This is a genomic window from Streptomyces sp. NPDC111516 (genome assembly GCF_055635345.1).
This window is the reverse complement of record NZ_JBVKBV010000010.1, coordinates 223,027-239,890: the sequence shown is the minus strand read 5'-3', so window position 1 is coordinate 239,890 and position 16,864 is coordinate 223,027. Positions and strand designations below refer to the sequence as shown.

The 16,864-nt window shown below is 67.4% G+C and carries 11 protein-coding genes and 6 pseudogenes; 6 read left to right on the top strand and 11 right to left on the bottom strand.

The window, feature by feature from the left end; all coding sequences use genetic code 11:
- Window positions 1-26 precede the first annotated feature (26 nt).
- From ACZ7L9_RS21170 to ACZ7L9_RS21140, 7 genes and pseudogenes are all read right to left on the bottom strand, one after another.
- Window positions 27-1,556, bottom strand: coding sequence for a hypothetical protein (locus tag ACZ7L9_RS21170; RefSeq protein WP_471416903.1), 1,530 nt, complete (start codon window positions 1,554-1,556; stop codon window positions 27-29).
- 444 nt (window positions 1,557-2,000) lie between these two features.
- Window positions 2,001-2,648: a DUF3558 family protein gene (locus tag ACZ7L9_RS21165; protein WP_471416901.1), complete on the bottom strand. Its 648-nt coding sequence runs from the start codon at window positions 2,646-2,648 to the stop codon at window positions 2,001-2,003.
- A gap of 34 nt (window positions 2,649-2,682) precedes the next feature.
- Window positions 2,683-2,925: a hypothetical protein gene (locus ACZ7L9_RS21160; protein WP_471416898.1), complete on the bottom strand. Its 243-nt coding sequence runs from the start codon at window positions 2,923-2,925 to the stop codon at window positions 2,683-2,685.
- Window positions 2,926-3,548: 623 nt separating this feature from the next.
- A complete protein-coding gene (locus tag ACZ7L9_RS21155) occupies window positions 3,549-5,384 on the bottom strand; it encodes a hydroxysqualene dehydroxylase (protein ID WP_471416896.1) in 1,836 nt (611 codons plus the stop codon).
- 131 nt (window positions 5,385-5,515) lie between these two features.
- Window positions 5,516-5,857, bottom strand: a pseudogene (locus tag ACZ7L9_RS21150) (IS6 family transposase); the annotation flags it as partial.
- A 36-nt stretch (window positions 5,858-5,893) separates the two neighbouring features.
- Entirely contained in the window at window positions 5,894-6,862 is a 969-nt protein-coding gene (locus ACZ7L9_RS21145) for a helix-turn-helix domain-containing protein (RefSeq protein ID WP_471416894.1), read from the bottom strand.
- Between the two features lie 3 nt (window positions 6,863-6,865).
- Complete coding sequence (locus ACZ7L9_RS21140; protein WP_471416892.1) at window positions 6,866-7,597, bottom strand: peptidoglycan-binding protein; 732 nt, start codon at window positions 7,595-7,597, stop codon at window positions 6,866-6,868.
- 619 nt (window positions 7,598-8,216) lie between these two features.
- Here ACZ7L9_RS21140 and ACZ7L9_RS21135 point away from each other — a divergent pair.
- Together ACZ7L9_RS21135 and ACZ7L9_RS21130 are read left to right on the top strand one after the other, a co-directional pair.
- On the top strand, window positions 8,217-8,660 hold the full coding sequence (locus ACZ7L9_RS21135; RefSeq protein ID WP_471416890.1) for a peptidoglycan-binding domain-containing protein: 444 nt from the start codon (window positions 8,217-8,219) through the stop codon (window positions 8,658-8,660).
- 303 nt (window positions 8,661-8,963) lie between these two features.
- A pseudogene (locus ACZ7L9_RS21130) lies at window positions 8,964-9,383 on the top strand (transposase); the annotation flags it as partial.
- Between the two features lie 384 nt (window positions 9,384-9,767).
- On the opposite strand, the pseudogene ACZ7L9_RS21125 reads toward ACZ7L9_RS21130, so the two are convergent.
- Window positions 9,768-10,186, bottom strand: a pseudogene (locus ACZ7L9_RS21125) (telomere-associated protein Tap); the annotation flags it as partial.
- Window positions 10,187-10,239: 53 nt separating this feature from the next.
- Between ACZ7L9_RS21125 and ACZ7L9_RS21120 the strand changes: the two are divergent.
- The 3 genes and pseudogenes from ACZ7L9_RS21120 to ACZ7L9_RS21110 all read left to right on the top strand — a co-directional run.
- Window positions 10,240-10,413: pseudogene (locus ACZ7L9_RS21120) on the top strand (transposase); the annotation flags it as partial.
- Between the two features lie 29 nt (window positions 10,414-10,442).
- A pseudogene (locus tag ACZ7L9_RS21115) lies at window positions 10,443-10,859 on the top strand (IS701 family transposase); the annotation flags it as partial.
- A gap of 547 nt (window positions 10,860-11,406) precedes the next feature.
- Entirely contained in the window at window positions 11,407-11,661 is a 255-nt protein-coding gene (locus tag ACZ7L9_RS21110) for a hypothetical protein (protein ID WP_471416888.1), read from the top strand.
- Between the two features lie 629 nt (window positions 11,662-12,290).
- Here ACZ7L9_RS21110 and ACZ7L9_RS21105 read toward each other — a convergent pair.
- The 3 genes and pseudogenes from ACZ7L9_RS21105 to ACZ7L9_RS21095 all read right to left on the bottom strand — a co-directional run bounded on the left by ACZ7L9_RS21105 (window position 12,291) and on the right by ACZ7L9_RS21095 (window position 15,978).
- Window positions 12,291-14,663, bottom strand: coding sequence for a hypothetical protein (locus ACZ7L9_RS21105; protein ID WP_471416886.1), 2,373 nt, complete (start codon window positions 14,661-14,663; stop codon window positions 12,291-12,293).
- Window positions 14,664-14,769: 106 nt separating this feature from the next.
- Window positions 14,770-14,895 (bottom strand): annotated as a pseudogene (locus ACZ7L9_RS21100) (DUF6009 family protein); the annotation flags it as partial.
- A gap of 201 nt (window positions 14,896-15,096) precedes the next feature.
- Entirely contained in the window at window positions 15,097-15,978 is an 882-nt protein-coding gene (locus ACZ7L9_RS21095; protein ID WP_471416884.1) for a phosphatase PAP2 family protein, read from the bottom strand.
- A gap of 162 nt (window positions 15,979-16,140) precedes the next feature.
- On the opposite strand from ACZ7L9_RS21095, the gene ACZ7L9_RS21090 reads away from it, so the two are divergent.
- A complete protein-coding gene (locus ACZ7L9_RS21090) occupies window positions 16,141-16,764 on the top strand; it encodes a TetR/AcrR family transcriptional regulator (RefSeq protein ID WP_471416882.1) in 624 nt (207 codons plus the stop codon).
- Window positions 16,765-16,864: the final 100 nt, after the last annotated feature.

Here is a 16,864-nt window from a genome sequence, read left to right as displayed (position 1 = left end):
CCTCACTGTCTGCCTTCGCGTCGGTGTCAGGACTTGCACAGCGGTACGTCCGGCAGCGTCTGCTGTCTATGGACGAAAGGTGTCAGGCTCTCCTGCTGCAGCTGGAACTTCATCGGGGGCAGGAGCTTCTTGAGGGCGGCCATGGCCACGGCGGAGACGGAGACCCCCACGCCCCCGCCGACCTTGCCGTCCAGCGTTGCCCCGACACAGCGGGTCAGCGGGGCGCCGAGGGCCGAGCCGTTGGTCATCCCGAAGTCCATGACGAGCTTGGCGTAGGGACCGGCGAAGGCGGCGGGCACACCGACTCCGACCTGGACCTTGAACTCGACGGCGGTGGTGATGCCGCTGACTCCGACGGAGATTCCGGTGATCGAGTCCATGATGCTTTTGATCACCGAGAGCTTCGGGGCGACGATCGAGCCGTTGACCATGCCGATGGCACCGTCGAGCCCCCACTCACCGCCGGCGGTCACCGTGGTGTTGTTGCCGCCGAGTGCGGTGGCGACGCTGAATTTCCAGCTGATGTTGAAGGCGAACGGAGTCCCCGCGATCGGCAGGGTCATCTGGACCGGTACCTCGGCCCGGATCTTCGAGTCGTCGATGACACCGTTGGCCGCACCGGCGGCGATGCTGATCGCGACGCTTTTGATCCCCTCGACGGCGAACGTGGCCCCGTCGGCGACCCGACCGCCGGAGATCGGCACGTCGGAACGGATGTGCAGCTTCTCGGTCTTCAGCGAGAAGTCGACGAAGACCTTGAGTCCGGCCGCGGCCTTGTGATTGAACTTCAGGCCGAACGCCCCCGGGCTGCGGTACGGCTCGGCCTTCCATTCCCCCAGATCCGCCGTGACGCTGCTCGATCTGGCCGGCGGCAGCGTGCCCCCGGCCGCCGCGGCGAGTCGGACCGCTCCCCGTGCGACCACGGTGCCGACGCGCCCCGAGTGCGCGGCGCGCACCGACGTCTGTCCGATCGTCCGCGCGGTCGTCGGGATGTCCTGCGCGGCGTCCTTGGCAGCGCCCTTCTCGGCCTCTGTCCCAGCGTCCGGCGGGGCATCCGCAGGCACGGTCACCGCCCCGGGCAGGTCCGGGATCTCCAGGTAGTGGAGCGCCCCGTCGTCGATGTCCTGGTCGAGGGTGAGGTGGGCGTCGCGGAAGACCTCGGTGAACTCCACCGGGCCCAGGGTGGCCACGACGTCTCCGCGCACCCGACGCACCTCCTGCACCCGCCCCACCGCGCGGCTGGTGGCGTACAGGACCTTCCCGGGCCGAACGTCCTGGGCACCGCGGGCTTTTCCGTCGATGGTCCAGGTCAGACCGTCACTGGATGCCGACCGGATCGCTCGCGGTCCGCCCTCGACGATCACGACGTCGGGCTGGTAGGTGATCGATGGATCACGGACCGGCCCGGTCCCGTAGGTGAGCGCGGCATCGGACGTGTCGGCCGGACCGGAGCCCTCGTGCACACGCCCGGGTGCGCCACCGCATGCCGCCGTGGTGGTCAGGAGGAGCGCAATCGCGAGCGCGGTGCCCCGCCTCCCCTGACGCGGCGCGCTCACGGCCCCACCCCTGGCAGCGAGCCGCGACCCCCGTGCCACAGCCGACAGCAGCCGGATGATTCTCATGCCGTGATCCGTTCGCCATGGCCGACGCGCGCGGCGCCGTACCGCCCGCGGAGCATCATCAACTGGCGTGTTAGCGCCCTGTTCAGGAATCCTTCGGGCCACCGGGCGCTCCGTCGCCTCTCGTGGTCGTTGCGATTGCCGGGCAGCGGCGGCAGACGGCCTCGTGGAGTGCTCCGCCACCGCCTCGTCTCGCACGCGGACGTGAGGGTTCCGGCACGGCCGGACGAGGTGGGTGCCGGGAAAGGGCCGCGCGGCACGGCAGCACTTCCGCCCGTGCCCGGCCCTCTCCTCCGGACCGCCGCTACCCCCGGCACGTGCCCCCGCCGACCGCGGGCCGTGCTCGTGGGGTGCGGCCCGGCGCGGGCCCGGCTGCCGGTGTCAGATGCGGGCGGCCACCGTCCGGGCGAGTTCGTTCAGCCGCCCGGCGTTGTCCGCCCTGTCCGCCACCACGGTCATCGCGACCCAGGTGCCCGACTTCCGGAAGAGCACGGCGAAGGTCCCGTGCTCGGAGGCGTCGTAGGAGTAGGCCTCCTCGCCCACGCCGGGGAGCGGCTTCTTGTGGGCTCCCGTGAGCATGTCGTCGGCGAAGGCCTTGGCTTCGTCGCCCTGTACGGTCGAGGAGATCAGCACCCCTTCGTGCGAGTACTCGCAGCCCGTCGTGTTGAACTCGCTCGGCTTCGCCGTGACGGACACGCCTCCCAACTGCTGGACCTCCTGGACCGAGATGAGCCCGCAGGGGTCCGCCGCCGGCTTCTTCGCCGCGGATCCGTCACTGTCGCCCGTGCGGTCCGTGGCGTCCGACCGCGGCCGGTCGGCGGCCGGGGGAGCCCCATCGCCGGAGCCGCCGCACCCGGCCGCGGCAAGCGTCACGAGCAACGTCACGGTCAGCACCGGAGCATGCAGCCACCGTCGTCGGGACATCATCAGCCAGACCTCCTTGTCACCACCGCCGCCGACCCGGCGTCGTGCGAGGGCGGCGGCTCCGGCCCCGTACCGTCCAGACCGGTCCACCGTCCTGATCAGCATGGACGCATGTGTTCGCGCCCGGTTAGGGAATTCTTCAGGTGACCGGAGGCGCCGCTCGCCGCCGACTCGCCAAGCGCAGCCCGCGCACCCGCGCGAACTGGTGACGGATGCACTGGAATCGGTCGGGCCGGCCGACGCGGCCGACCTGGCGCTGCAGGACCAGCAGCTGATGGCGGAGCGCGAGGATCTCGATGTCCTTCTCGTGTCCGCACATCGTCAGCAGGCGCAGGATCGCCAGGATGTTGGTCGCAGCGAGGTAGGCCAGACGCAGCAGCACGACAGTTCATGATACCGTCCCGGCGCCGAGCGGGCGATCACTTCGTGGTGATCGCCCTGAGCCGCGTAGATCAGCGATCAAAGCTGTGACCTCGGCGGATGATTATTCGGCACCCGCAGCGCTGGGAACCGCGGACGATGCCGTGTCGATGGTCCACGCGGTCGGTCTGTTCGCCGGGATCCCGCCGCTAACGCAGTTCGACGACTACTCCGTCCCGATGAGCGGGTCGTTCACCGACAAGCCCAACTTCCGGCCGTACACGGCGATCCGGCCGACCTACCCGATGACGACCTTCAACGGCACGAACGCGCCGATGGCCGCGGCCTCGGCGCAGCAGGACCTCAGCTGGCTTTCCACGAGCACGACGTCGGTGTCGACGATGAGCACCCTGCACCTCCACCTTCGTGCTCACCATGTCGTCGTGCACGAAGCCGGATCAGACTGCCCACCAAGATCAACCCTCATGTCCACTGCGAGCGTCGCCAACCCCCGCCTTCGTACGCATACAGAGAATCGTCCAACACGCGGTGCGGATGCTCCAGCAGCCAGCACCACGCCATTTCGGTTGAAGGGCCGCAGCCGCTCGGGGCGGCGACCCTTCCGGCACAACTCGGTGCCGGGTGCTACCCCAGGTCGAAGGTGTTGGGCAGCCCCAGCCGATAGCGCACCTCGTCGAACCGCTTCAGGGGCTCCATCTCCGGCGGCCGGAACAACTCCCAGATATGACACCGCTCGGCGCCCGAATCGTCCGCGTCCAGGAGTGCGTTGACGGCGCGTCGCGCGGACTCGTTGGCGCCCTCCATGGTCGCCAGGTCCACATCCGTACGGACATAGTCGCCCGCGAGGAAGAAGTTCGGCACCGCCGTCCTCGCCGACGGGCGGTGGTAAAGGGTGCCGGTGGGATGGATGAGGAGCTGTTCGCGGTTCTGCGGGTCGGGGCCGCCGAGGCCCGTCACCGCCGGGTCCATGAACCAGCCGAGCCGGTCCTCGTCCCTGAGCGTCGTCATGCCGGATTCGTCCAGCCCGTCCTTCAGCTGGGCCCACAGTTCGGCGACGATCTCGTCCTTGGTGCACTCACGGGCCGTCTTGCCGTACAGGATGCCGGGCTTGTCCCACTCGGAGATGATCGTGGACAGGCACTCGTGGGCCTGCCCGTCTCCGTAGTCGCGCGAAAAGTCCCGTCCGTCCCAGAACTGCGTCTGGCCGATTCCAGTGACCGCCCACGGTGAGTCGAGGCAGTTGATGTGGCCGTGCACGACGGGGGTGGGCGCGCGCAGGTAGAACATCACGCCGGTCATCCAGTCCGTCTTCAGCGCGTCGCATTGCCCGAGCTGCGGGTCGGCGGCGCGCAGGGCCGGGCCCCAGGTCACACGCGCGTGCTCGACCGGGAGGGCGGAGACGTAGTGGTCGGCGGTGATGGTACGTTGCCGGCTGCCGTCGCGCGCCGCCACCCGTACGCCGGTCACCCGGCCGCCGCTGTACACCACCTCTCGGACCTCGGTGTCGAGCACGAACTCGACGCCCAGGGAGCGCAGATGCGTCTCCCAGGGGTCGATCCACGCCTCGCTGGTCGGGGCGTTCAGCACCCGGTCGATGTCCGCGTCGCCGTCCATGCCGCGGCCGAGCAGGCCCCACAGGAGGAGGGCCTCGATGATGACGCGGCCGACAGTGCGGGTGGAGGCGATCTCGGCGCGGGTGGCGACGAGGTTGCGGGTCTGGCCGATGCCGAGGAGCACCTGGTACTCGCGGCTCATCTCGCCGGCCCGGATGAAGTCCCACCATGCGACCTTCTCCCACTGGTCCTCGCGGCGTGCGTCGCAACTGGTGAGGTGGACCAGGAGGCGGTCGGCGAAGTAGGCGGCCTCGTTGGCGGGCAGGTGAGTGGCGAGATCCAGCACCGACAGGATCTGGTCGCGGATCCAGGACGGGGTGAGGTCGCCGGGGGCGGGCGGGGTGGTGACCCGGCGGAGTGGGAAATGCAGGTCCGGGCGGCCCGAGCCACGCGCGAACAACGCCTCCGTACCGCTGCGGAGGTTGCCGTGGACGCCGTTCGCGTTGCCGGGGAAGGGGATGCGGCGCATGGTGTCCGGCAGATTCCGGTAGAAGCCGGGGAAGAAGCGGAAGCCGTGCTCGCCGGGAAGCGGCTTGCGGCCGCCCGTTCCGGTCCCGGGGACGTCCATTGAGCGGGCCTTGCCGCCGAGGGCGTCGTAGTACTCGTAGACCGTGACCTCGTAGCCGCGTTCGGCGAGTTCGTGGGCGGCGCTGAGGCCGGAGACTCCGCCGCCGAGGACGGCGACGCGCTTGCCGGAGGAGGCCGCGGCCGCGCTGCCGGCAGCCCCTAAGGCGCTGACCGCTCCCCCGCCGACGACTCCGGCGACCACTCCCCCGGTCGCCGTAAGGAAGCGTCTGCGGCTGTGTCCGTTGTGCCCCTGGGACTGCTGCGCGTGTTCTGTTGTCATGAGTACCGGAGGGTAGGGAGGGGCTCCGGAAGCCGGAAGCCCTATTTCCTGTCACCCACAGCATCCTCACAAACACGACGAACGCCTTGGCGCCATTGTGGATGAACTGGCAGCAGATGGCAGTTTCCGGCCGTGTCACGCCGGTGCTGCACCAGGATGTCCAGGACGTTGCCGTCCTGGTCCACAGCCCGCCACAGGTACCTCTGCACGCCTGGGATCTTGATGAAGACCTCGTCCAGGTGCCACTTGTCCCCAGGGTGTATCCGGCGTTTCCTCAGGCCGGCGGCGTAGCCGGGGCCGAAGGTCGTGCACCACTGGCGGACCGTCTCGTAGGTGACCTTGATCCCGCGCTGCAGCAGGAGCTCTTCGACCTCACGGTACGAGAGGGGAAACCGATGGTAGAGCCGGACCGTGTGGGCGATCACCTCGGCCGGGAAGCGGTAGCCCTTGTACGACGGGGTGATGGCGTCCATGAGCAGGGCCCTCCGACGAAGAGAACCGTGATCCTCTCACGGCGCCGAAGAGCCCTCCGCCCAACCTGACAATGCCTCCTGAGTGCCTGGGATTGGGGTGCCGCCGAAGCACTCCCTGCCAGGGGAGCCGACGGACGGGTAGTAGCAGGCGCGTAACTCCGCGGGGCGGGGTGCGGCGATCATCGGGGTGGTGATCGCTTCTCGGCCCGCTGAGTCTGGAGAGTCTGTCGGCTGTGGCATTGCTGTGGTGGACTGGGCCTGTGCGCCGGGGCCGGTGATCACGATGCGGAAGCTGCGGTGAGTGGGCCAAGCGCGGATCCATCCGGCCTGGCAGATCCGTGAGAGCCGGATTTCGAGGCGGGCGCCGTCGGCAGCCGTGTAGGAGGCTGAGGTGGTGGGGTCCTCGCACGCGGTTCTGCGGGGCTCCCTGCCGTCGCACGAGTGTAGTTGGCACACCGGTGGGCGGCCGACGGTGGGTGGCTCAGTAGCACGGGACGCATATACGACAGCAGCGGGAGTGATCATCGCCACGCACAGTAGGAGGACTCCGGTCGCCGTGGCCATAGGGTGTTCGTCGATTGACCTGGAGGCCGCAAGGAGCATTGCGCGTGTGGGGCTATGGGGACGTACGGTTGTCGGGCTGGTGGAGGTGTCGGGACCGGTGTCGGCACTGGCGTGGGGAGACGTCGCCTGCCCACGTCCGCTCCAGGCTGAGTCCGCAAGTGCCCACCACGCAAGGAGTTTGTCCTCGTCTTGTTGCGTCACCTGGCACAGAGCCTGGACGGCATGACGGGGCGGGAACTGCTTGCCGTTGAGGTAGCGTTCCCAGGAGGACTTGCTGATGGCCGTGGCCTTTCCCAGTTCTGCGAGATTGAGGCCGCAGCTGTCCTTCAGGCCCCGCAGCGCAGTGACGAGGTGCGCGCATGCGGCGGGTAGTTCCTGGGGTAGCCTCCGCCAACGAGTCGTCTTGGGTGAAGACGTCAATTCCGCGGCCTCCTTCGTCATCGTTCACTCCACATGGCGGAGTACCGTCCACGTCTGCTCGCCGACGATGCCATCGGTGGGCAGGTGGTCCTGCTGCTGGAGCCGTTTGATCTGAGCCTCGGTGCGTTCGCCGAAGTACCCGTCCACGTCGCCAGGTGGCAGGTTGTGGCGTAGGAGGAGGCATTGCACCTCCGCGGCGTCAAGGCCGGTGGTGTTGCGCATCACGAGGCGGGACGAAGTGGTGCTGTTGCCCGCGAACACCTGGTCACCCCGTCGGATGTAGGTGCAGGTGTACTTCCCGACACCCGTCACGACGCCTTGGCCGAATGCAGGGGCCTTTGCTCGCCAGGGATCGGTGAGTAGCAGAACCGACGTGGTCGCGGAAAGTAGCAGCGCACCCGCAGCAACGGAGAGTGCTGCGACCCGGATGCGTGGCTGCGGCCTCGCATGCCGTTCCAGTAGCCGGGGAACTTCTCCCCCCGTTGAGGGAGCGGTCGTCCAGGCGGTCTCGCCGGCGTCGCGCAGAGCCAGCAGCGGCGTGACTTCTTCACCGGCCATCCTGGCCAGGGCCTCGACGGCGGCTCTGGGCGGAAGTGCCTTGCCGTTGAGATATCGCTCCCACGCTGAGCTGCTGAACGCGGTCTTGGCCTGGAGCGACTTCAGCGACAGGCCGCTGTGGTCCTTCAGCCGCCGCAGCTCCGCCACAAGCCGCCGATGATTGGGATCCAGCGATCCGGACAGCACCTTCCAGCGCACGATGCCCCCTCAGCCAACGCCAGTTCCCCTCGAGGCTGCACGTCCGGCTACCGAAGTAGATGGTGACGAGTCTCCTTCAAACGTGCCCTCTCGTGGGCATATCTGTCTGTTCCGTCCGGTTCCATGTGCCCGATTCGGCCATGGGCGTTTACGGACGCCAGAAGTTCGTTGTCGTCCGGGAACACCTCTCTATGAACCACATCTCCGCAGGTCAGCATCCAGAGACGTCCCAAGACATCGATCCATAGCCGGGACAGTGCGTCGGATCGACAGCGCCACGTGTCGGGGCTCTTTGGCTGAAGCCGAACGTCTTGAGTGGAAGGAGGCATGTTGTTTGGATGCGTGCGCTCCTGGCGACCGCCACGATGACCGTTATCGGCCTTGCCCAGCCGCCGTGGCTCACCGGCCCGGCGCCAGTTCGGCATTGATTGCTGGCACAGCGATTTGTCTCACGATACGACGTCCCTGCAGCTCAGGGGATGGGACGTCCCGAGACTTCGGCAACCGACCAAACTTCATGGACCGACGGGAAAGTTGACTGCATTCTCGGGGTGCAAGACGGGCTGCGCAGTTCACCAGGCGCTGCCCTCATCAGTCACCAAGGAGAAGGAGCCCACTCGTGAACACTCGCAAGCACATCGCTCTGGCCACCTCCGCAGCCGTCCTTGGCAGCGGATTGGTGCTGGCTGGCGCGACCGGCTCGACCGCCTCCGCCCCTTACTCGACTGCAGCGGTCAACGTCGCCCACCAGCACTCCGTCCGACCAGCGCAGACGTTGGCCAACCGCTGCCTCATCTGGTACAAGAACGGTTGGGCAACCGCTGGTTACTACACTGCGGTGACCACGTACCCGATCGTCAAGGAGGGCGCCAGCGGCAGCGTAGTCAAGGAGATTCAGTGCCTGATCGACTACTCGCTTCCCAACGGGTGGAGCGGCGCAATGGACGGCCAGTTCGGTCCTGCGACCAAGGCAGCCGTGCAGGCGGTTCAGGCGCAGTCCTGGTGCAACACCACGCGGGACGGGATCGTCGGCCCCGCGACCTGGAAGTGCCTGCGTTACTGAGCCTGATGGTGTGAGCGCGGGCGGAATCCGCCGAGCCCAAGCCGCCTGAACTCCCGAGCAGACCGGGGCCCGTGGGGCGCGCTGGCGGGATCGATGCGGAGTTTGGTGAGGTCCGCCAGTTCTTGAGGTGGGCGAAGCGTGTTCGACCGGTGCACGTCCAACAGCGAGGACGCGGTTGGCGCCCTTCTGGCCAGGGTGAGCTTGTGAGTGCGGGGGGCGGTGAAGCCGGTGACGATCACGGGGTCGAGTACGTCGTTGTCCAGGCCGCGGAAGCCGAGACCGGCGGCGCGCAGGTGGGCCAGGATGTGGTCGTGGCGGGCGGCGGTGATGTCCTGGGTGTGGCCGGGTCAGGCGGCGGATATCCAGATCAGTCGGCCCTCCCTTCACCTGAAGGCGATACGGTCCAGGTGGCGGGTCCTGCCGCCCGGGAGGATCGCGGTGACCGTCCTGGCCGTGCTGCGCCACGACCAGCGCCTGGCCGACATGGCCGACGGCACCAACGTGTCCGAGTCCACCGTCCGCCGCTGGCGCGACGAGCTGATCACCCTGCTCGCCGCGCAGGCACCGCGCCTGGACCGCGCCCTGAAGAAGGTCGCCAAGCGAGGCGGAGAGGTGGTCCTGATCCACGGCACCCTCATCCCCACCCAGCGCCGCACCGGAAGAGCCGACCGGCGGAACTACTCCGGCAAACACCGCTGCCACGGCCTGCACTTCCTCGCCCTGACCAACGAGAGAGGCCGACTGATCTGGATATCCGCCGCCTGGCCCGGCCGCACAACGTGCCGACCCCTCCCGTACGGAATCCGGGCACGCCATGGACCGAACTGCCCCGGCCCGTGTGCGCCGGCGCCGAACCGGTCGGCCACGTACGCCTCGGATACGCACGAGCCTCGACCGCCCGGCAGTCCCTCGACGCACAGCTCGACTCCCTCGCCGACGCTGGAGTCACCCGCGTCTTCTCGCAGAAGATCTCCACCCGCGCCACCAAGCGCCCGCAGTTGGAGGGCCGCCGTGAAGCTCGCTGGCGAGATCCGCTCCTCCGGCATCGCCGTCACCCTCGTCGTGCACGAGCACAAGCACCTCGGCCGCGGCATCGAGCGTCGCGCACCGGTTGTACCAACCGTCCAGGTAACGGCCGTTGTCGTACCGGACGTACGCCTCGATCGGCGCGACGTCGTAGCCCAACTCCTGGGCGGAGGCGAGGGTCGGAGTTACATACCAGGCCGGTCCCTCCGGGCGCTCGCCCTTCGGCGTGAACGGGCTGGGCAGCAGGCTGGCGTCCAGCTCCACCCACTTGTCCTTGCCGGCCTTCACGCGGGACAGGCCGACGTGGCTCAGGTCCACCAGCCAGCTTCCGGGGGCTTCGGGTCGAGCACCGGGTTCTTGACGTGCGTCGGCTCACCTAGGCCGACGGGCAGCCCGTTCGCTCCGGCGGCGAAGGCCATGTTCACGTCGATGCCCACAAGGTAGCGGCGCAGGCATTCGTCGTCGGTGAGCGGCCGTGCCCAGTCGTGCGCCTCCTCGAGAGCTGAGGTGACCCCTGTGGTGTGGACACACCTGACAATGGATCTTGTTTATCCTGGAAGGTGTAGATCTACGTGACACGGCCCTCGAAGTACAGTCGGAATTCCGGTCCGACGCGATCGCGTTGTGGCGGGCTTCGGCCGGCAGGCGGACGTTCAAGGACGTCGCGGCTGATCTGAACGTCAATCCCGAGACGCTGCGGACCTGGGTGCGTGATACCGACGGTCGTCCAGTCGCCGCCGGCCAGTTGGTTGGGCGAAGTGGGACGCTGTTGCGGTCCGCGACGACGTGCGGCAGTACGTGGTGGAGCACCTGCATGACCCCGAGGCGGTGCTGGTGGTCGACGAGACCGGGGACGTGAAGAAGGGCACGCAGACCGTCGGTGTCCAACGCCAGTACACCGGTACTGCAGGCTGGATAGAAAACGCCCAGGTCGCGGTCTACCTCGTCTACGCCGGCCGCCGCGGGCACGCGGCGGTGGACCGTGAGCTGTATATCCCGCGCTCATGGACATGCGACCCGGACCGCTGCCGGGCCGCAGGCCTGGGCGAGGACACCGTCTTCGCAACCAAGCCGGAGCTGGCCGCCCGCATGATCGGCCGGTTCCTGGACGCCGGACACCGCATGGGCTGGGTCCCAGGCGACGAGGTCTACGGCGGCAACCCCACGCTGCGGGCGGCGCTGGAAGCGCGCGGGGTCGCCCGCTCCGCCGGCACCGACTTCGAGCGCGTCGTGCCGTCGATCCGCCTGGCCGTCGTTGCCCTGGGCCGGCCGATGCCCGCCTTCGACCTCGCGCCGCGCCGGCACTGGGAACCCAATCACCCCGGCGATCCCTTGGAGGAGTACCTGCAACGCGGCGGCCTGCTGAGCCGGTTCAGCAACGCCGTCAACCTGCCCAACCAGCTGCAGTCCGCGCTCGCCGACGCCGCCCAGGCCCTGGCCACGCCCGGCACCCCCGGCGGAGCCGCCGGCCAGCTCACCACCGCCCTGGTCGGCGCGCTGCGCGAACGCCGCCGCACCGTCCGGTCGCTTGCCGCCTGCAGCCGCCTGGCCGACGTCCTGGAGGCCGAAGCAGACCTGGAGACCTTGAGCTTCGCCACGCATCTGCTCGCCTGGGACCTGGCCCAACTTCCCGCAGCCCACCGGGTCACCCTGGTGATCCTCTTCGACAGCTTCGAGGAGATCGGGGATCGCACCCGCCGGGACTTCGAGCGGAGGTGAGGTGCGGCAGATCCTGATCGGCGACCTCGCGCCCGAGGACTGCGACGACCACCTCGCCCGCCGCCTCGCCCAAAACGGGCAGCCCCTCATCGGCGAAGAGCTGCGCCGCGCCATCACCGCCCGCTCCCACGGCCTGCCCCTCTACCTCGACCTCGCCCGCTGCGGTTTCTGGAGATACAGCGCAGCGGACGAGAGCCGGGCCCCGGCGACTTCGGGGACTTCCCCGCCCTGGTCTCCCGCACCCTCAGCGACCTGACCCCCGGCGAACGCCACGTACTGCGGTCCGTCTCCCTGCTCGACGCCTTCTCCGTCGCACTGGCCACCCAGGTCGCCGGCCTCACCCACGAGGCGGCGGCCCGACCGACCGAGCGCCCCTTCGTCCTCGAGAACCCGACCGGCCTGTGGCCCTTCCACCTCCACCAGGTGGTCCGCTCCGCCATCCGCAACGCCGCCGACCACAGTGATGACCGCTGGTCCGAGCAGGACTGGCAGCTCGCCGCCGAACGCGCCTTGACCGCGCTGGGACACCAGTGGGCCCACGGACCGCGGTGCGACCGGCCTGTACTCATCGGCTGCCTGCGCCTGGCCCGTGACTTCGCTCTCGACCTGGACTGGCTCACCGAGGCCGCCCTCACCTACGTCAGCGACTCCGTATGGGAGCCCCTGGCCCCGCCCGCCTACGACCAGACCGAGGCGCTGCGGAAACCGGCCGACGCTCGGGTCGAAACCCTCTGCCCCAGGCTCGGTCTGGCTTCGAACGCAGGGCCACTGACTGCACGGCAGCGGACGTGGGAGATGATGGAGGAACGGATCCCACCACTGTCCCGCGCCACCACGCCGTGGACAGTTGGGACTGGTGGGCAAGGACACGTGCTCCACTCCGGATCAGGGTTGCCGTGTGACCTTGCCATCGCTTGTGACGCTCACAGTAACCTCTCCGTCGGCCGGAACTTCGACTCGTGGCCAGCCGAGGAACGCCGTATATCCAAGGGGGCGGGCCGCTTGGCGGGCCGTTTCCGCCAGCACCGACACCTGTGCCGCATAGGGCGTTTCGTTCGTCAGGCGGAGCACGGTGGTTCGGCCGTTCCCGTGGAGACGTTCAACCCCGACATGATCAAAGGTGAAGAGGACGTCTTCCCCAGGCCGGACGTAGATTCCGGGAAGTTCGAGTGCCATCAAGATTCCGCTGGTCTCGGTCCAGGAGTTTCTCGTCCTGATGAAATTTCCGATTGCCCCCTTGCCCTCGGCGTCGCTGGGTTGGATCCGTTCCATGCTCGAACCGATCAAGTTGTCGCTTGTAATGTGCCCCGGCATGTTGACGGCCTCGGCATGAGCATGCTGGATATCCCTGATGAGCTCTGCGTACTTTTTTTGCCCGGTTGCTCGATACAGCTTGAACAGGTGGTCGGCGGAGGAGGTGCAGACGCCTGGCGCAGCATGCTTGTTCTGACTACTTGCCCAAACGGCGCCGGCCATCCTTCCGCCCAGTCGCGCAATATCGCTGCCTGCCGGGAACTGCGGATCGTACGCAAGCGTCCAGGACGAGCACAGTGCGGCTTGAACCTTCGCGCGGTCCAGCCAGGCACTCTTGCCGGTGTACTGGTAAAGCGCCATGAATGTCTCCAGGAGACCAAACGCCGTTTCGGAATCTGCATCCTGTGAGATATCCCCGCATGCGCCGCTGGTGAATCCGCGGGACTTGACGTCGCGCTCGTAATAAAATTCGGCGCTTTCCTCGGCCACGGTCAACCAGTCTGGACGACGGAAGTACTCTGCCGCCAGGGCGAGGCCGGCCGGAGCGATGGCTCCTGCGGTCGAGTTGTAGACGGCAATCTCGCCCGTTTCGGGAACGATGTATTGACCGAATTCACCACACTCCCGCCAGGTACGGGTGAAGGCCGCGGCCAGATCGCTAGCGGCAAATTCCCAGTTCTCCTTGACGGTTTCGCCGTACCCTTGCGCCTTCAAGATCATCAAATGTTTGATAAGCCAGAAGAGGACGTCCCCGTTCTTACGCACCATGGCCTGTACTGCCGGAAAATCGGGGTGGGATTTCTCCGAGCTGATTTTGCCATCTGAGCTGATGTAGCCGAAGAAGTATCCACTTCGCCCTTGCATACGAGAACAGATGAAGTCGAGCTCCTCGGCGACCCTACTGCGTTCTGTCTCGTCATTCAGGGCCAACATGGGGTAGGTGTTGATCATGCCGCTGACCCAGCCCAGCTGGAAGTCCTTCGAGTTTTCCGGGAGGTAGTACTTGCCGGCCTTGGTTTCGGTGAAGTTTCCGCGGCAGATGTCGGTACCAAGCTCCGCCAACTTGCTCATTGGAAGCAGGTTGCGGGGCGCCGTGGTCCCCGTCAGCGACTTCCGTACGTTCATGAATTCTTGCAGGAGTGATGAAATTCCGTCAGCATCGAAAGTGAAAACCTGGAAGCGAATCGACACCGCGTCGCCAGCAGACCAGTTCGGCGCACGGTCCCCGCTCGGTCGAAAGTCGCCGAAACCGGCTGCCAGCCGGCGCATGACAGGTGCCGAAATGCTAAAGTTGCAGCTTTCCCTGCTCGCGCTCTCCTCGACGGAGAGTCCACTATTGCCCAGTCGTGTGCCTTGCTCGGTGAGGACGATCCACCCTTTCTTGAACCTGGGCGAGAAGAAGCTCATCGACGGAGCCGCAGTTCCGCAGGTTTCCAGCTCGATCCGTGAGGACTCCGAGGCATCCAAGGCGAGTCGCGGGTTATTCGATATCGCCAGCGATGACCGCGGGTTGTAGTACATGTCGGCCGGATAGTCCGGATTGTATCCATTTCCGATGACGCGGTAACGATTTCCATTGTAGACTATTCCGGGAATCATCACGTAGTTCGCGGTCTCCCAGTTCTTGAATGGGAAATCGATCGAGATTGCGGTTTGCCCCGCTTCTCCCTGCTCCAAAGTGCACGTCAAGGTGACGTCCCATCCCTGACGGCCGGGTATGCGCCGCGTTTCCCACGCCAGCTGCCACCGCTGCTGCCCGTCGATCAACGTGTCGCCGTCGAACTCCTGGGTCTGGCGCAGCGTGGCGCCCTCATACTTCCGAACCAAAACCTGTAGAGAGCCGTGGAGTTCTCGCATAGATTCGAACAATCCGGCAGTCTGGCCACCCGCGCCCTGGCCCTCCGGGGGGATCGGCTGAGCTCGCGAGGGCGTCGGCTCGAGAGCGATCTTCGTGCCGACTCCGGAGGCCGCCAGTACGGAAAGAATGTTCCTCCTGCTGAGCATTGCACACCCGCCCTCGCGTAGGTGTCCCCTGTGAAGGGGACTTGGCTCAAGGCCTGCACTGTGCCACTGTCGACGAGAAGCGCGCAAGGATTGATCCGAAACATTTTCGCCGGGCCGGACACCCCAGGGCTCGGTCCAGGCTCTGGCGGACGTAGTCGAGTTCGGTGATGTCCTCGAGCCAGACGAGTTCGTTCTCGTGCCGGATCTCGTCTTCGGTGATCAGCGAGCTCATGCTCTCTCCTCGTCGGCGAGCAGTCCGATGCCGGGGTAGTACTTCCGTGAGTTGGACAGGATCATCTCCTTGGGCGAGGAAAGTCCGACCAGCTCGCGGGCGCGTGCTGCGAATGCTCGGGAGGAGATGGCGGGTACATCGCGGCCGAGGCGTACGCGGCGGCGGAGACGAGGGACAGCGCGACGGCGATCAGGGTGGCGTTCACTGCCGGGTCCCGGACGAGTCGTACGAGGACGCGGGGTGGGCCGGCGGTGCGGCGTAGACGGTCGACGCGACGGGCCCGACGGGCCGGGGCACAGCCGCCGGCGCGGGCGCATTCCCCGAGGACGGCCACGGAAGGTGTGTGCGTACCGGTTCTGTGCGCCGGAGCGGCAACGCCGCGAACGCCAGGGCGAGGAGCGCGGAGACCACGATCGCGTCGAGCCAGTAGTGGTTGGCCGTGCCGACTATCACCAGCAGGGTGACGAGCGGATGCAGCAGCCACAGCCAGCGCCACCGGGTGCGGGTGGTGACGATCAGCCCTACGGCGACCATCACCGCCCAGCCGAAGTGCAGCGAGGGCATCGCGGCGAACTGGTTCGCCATCGAGTCGCTCGCCGGCGTCGCTCCGTACACTGTCGGCCCGTACACCTGGCCGGTGTCGACAAGCCCGGCGTCGTTCAGCAGCCGCGGCGGGGCGAGCGGGAACAGCAGGTGGAGGGCGAGCGCGGCACCGGTGAGCGCGGCGAGGATGCGGCGCGACCAGACGTAGTGGCGCGGGCGGCGCCAGTAGAGCCACGCGAGGAAGAGCAGCGTGGCCGGGAAGTGCACGGTCGCGTAGTAGGTGTTCGCGAGGTGGATCAGCGTCTCGTTGTGCAGCAGCAGGCTCTGTACCGCGCCCTCGCCCGGCAGGTGCACGGACCGTTCGAAGTCCCAGACATTTCCGGCGTTGCGGTAGGCCTCCTCGACGTGACCGGTCGCGGCCTGTCGGCCGAGCTTGTAGATCACGAAGAGTCCCACGACGAGAAGTAGCTCGCGGACGAGGGGCGGTCGGGCAGAACTGTCCGGCTCCCGATCTGCGGGCTCGCTACCGGCGTACCTCATCCGGTGCCCCTTTGCTGACGAAGCGGTGTTGCGGCAGCACGGTCCAGCCCATGCCATATCGATACGGCAGTGTACCGATACGCGAACGTATCGGTACACGTGCGTTTCGGTACACTGGCGTATCGATGGGCCTCGTCGCAGAGTCGCTGAGAGGGAAAGCACATGTCGCCGCAGGAAGCCGCGCAGGAACAGGCACATACACCCCGCCGCTCGAAGATCACGCCTGAGCGGGCGCAGGAGCTCTACGCGGCCGTGCTCGACATCCTGAGAGAGTGCGGCTACGAGGCGCTCACCATGGAGGGGGTCGCCTCGCGGACGCGCTGCGGCAAGTCCACGCTCTACCGGCAGTGGGGCTCGAAGCCCGAACTGGTCGTGGCGGCGCTGAACGGCACCCGGCGAGTACTGCTGCCGGACATCGACACCGGCACACTGGCGGGGGATCTGCGCGAGGCGGCCCAGGCCATCGGTACGGCCGCACGCCGCGACACCCCGCTGATGCACGCACTCAGCCATGCCGCGCTGCAGAGCCCCGAACTGCTGTGCGCACTGCGCGAGGCACTGATCGTGCCGGAGATCGCGGCGATCGAAGCAATGGTCCGGCGCGGCGCGGAGCGCGGCGAGATTCCGGCGGACACTCCTGCGGCGGAGTTCGTCTCCGTGCAACTGCTTGGCGTGATGCGCGCCAGGCCGCTGCTGGAGGGGAAGTACGCGGATGAGGCCTATCTCACCCGCTTCATGGAGAGCGCCGTCCTTCCCGCACTCGGACTGGACGCACCCGCGCCGTAGTCCCGAGAAACGTGGGTCGCCGTCCGAGCGGATGACGACGACCCGCTCGCGCCGCACCGTGGGGACGGGGGCGGCGTACCAGCCGGGCGGCCGGTGACTC

Bases quoted from the DNA above. Each gene is read 5' to 3' on its own strand.
- ACZ7L9_RS21090 (WP_471416882.1), top strand. From the start codon at position 16,141: ATGTCGCCGCAGGAAGCCGCGCAGGAACAGGCACATACACCCCGCCGC.
- ACZ7L9_RS21145 (WP_471416894.1), bottom strand. From the start codon at position 6,862: ATGACGAAGGAGGCCGCGGAATTGACGTCTTCACCCAAGACGACTCGT.
- ACZ7L9_RS21105 (WP_471416886.1), bottom strand. From the start codon at position 14,663: ATGCTCAGCAGGAGGAACATTCTTTCCGTACTGGCGGCCTCCGGAGTC.
- ACZ7L9_RS21165 (WP_471416901.1), bottom strand. From the start codon at position 2,648: ATGCTGATCAGGACGGTGGACCGGTCTGGACGGTACGGGGCCGGAGCC.
- ACZ7L9_RS21095 (WP_471416884.1), bottom strand. From the start codon at position 15,978: ATGAGGTACGCCGGTAGCGAGCCCGCAGATCGGGAGCCGGACAGTTCT.
- ACZ7L9_RS21155 (WP_471416896.1), bottom strand. From the start codon at position 5,384: ATGACAACAGAACACGCGCAGCAGTCCCAGGGGCACAACGGACACAGC.